We start from the raw sequence: 1,260 nt of genomic DNA on the forward strand, positions 1-1,260 counted from the left end.
CTGTCCTCCCAGCGGATGTAGTCGCTCAGCTCCTCGCAGTGGATGCTCGGCGGGATCACCTCATGCCGCATCGCCAACGCCAGCCCGATCACCCCCACCAGACCCGACGCGGCCTGGGTGTGGCCGATGTTCGGCTTGGTGGAGGTCAGCGCGCAGAAGCCCGTCCGGTCCGTCCCGGCCGCGAAGGCCTGCGCCAGGGCGTTGATCTCGATCGGATCCCCCAGACGGGTGCCGGTGCCGTGGGTGACGATGTAGTCCACCGACTCCGGCGCCACCTCCGCCCGCTCATACACCTCCGCAAGCAGCCGGGCCTGCGCCTTGCCGCTGGGGGCGGTGATGCCGTTGGTGCGGCCGTCGTAGTTCACCCCGCTGCCCAGGATGGAGGCGTACACCCGGTGGCCGTCGCGCTCGGCGGCGTCGCGCTTCTTCAGCACCAGCACCGCCACCGCCTCACCCGGCACCATGCCGTTGGCCCGCCGGTCGAAGGCGTACGTCGTCCCGTCCGGCGAGAGCATCCCCGCGCCCGCCATGGCGTCATAGGTGCGCGGGTCGGCCAGCAGGTTCGCCCCCGCGACGATCGCGGTATCGCAATCGCCGTAACGCAGGCTCAGACACGCCTCATGCAACGCCACCAGCCCCGACGAGCACGAGGTGTTGATCGCCATGCTCGGACCAGCCAGATTCAGGAAATACGCCAGGCGGGAGGCGAGGATGGCGTTGGCGTTCGAGGTGACGGAGGCTCCGCCGTCGACGAGGAGGCGGTAGTCGCCCTCCTCGACGCCGACGAAGATGCCGACCTTCTCCCGCGCGAGCCGCTCCTGACCGCAGCCCGCGTCCTCCAAGGCCCGCCACATCTCCTCAAGAAGCAGCCGCTGCCTGGGATCCATCAACTCCGCCTCACGCGGCGAGATCTCAAAGAACAACGGATCGAACTCCGCCGCCCCCGGGATCGCACCGACCCGACGCTCAACGCCGACGGCCTGGGCCTCCGGCGACCACCACTCCCCCCGCTCACGCGGCATCTCCCCCACCACACACCGGCCCTCGGCCAGGACCGACCACAGCTCATCCACCGACCGCGCACCCGGAAAACGCCCACTCATCCCGACAACCGCGATCGGACCAGCCGCCCCCGGCACCGGAGCCGGAGCCGGGGTGCTCCGGCGCGCCACGCGGCGGCGGAGTTCGGGCGCGGGCCGCTTCTCGGGGGGAGGCGCGGTGCTGCCCTGGCGGTAGAACGCCTCCACCGTCTCGCCGTGG

At 71.0% G+C, this 1,260-nt stretch carries 1 protein-coding gene; it reads right to left on the minus strand.

Annotation, left to right across the window (positions count from 1 at the left end; all coding sequences use genetic code 11):
• The coding region (locus tag ACTWQH_RS32725; protein WP_443290449.1) for a polyketide synthase at nucleotides 1-1,073 on the minus strand (1,073 nt) is incomplete at its 3' end.
• Nucleotides 1,074-1,260 lie beyond the last annotated feature (187 nt).

It is taken from the genome of Streptomyces sp. 6N223, assembly GCF_052246635.1.
Lineage (GTDB): Bacteria > Actinomycetota > Actinomycetes > Streptomycetales > Streptomycetaceae > Streptomyces.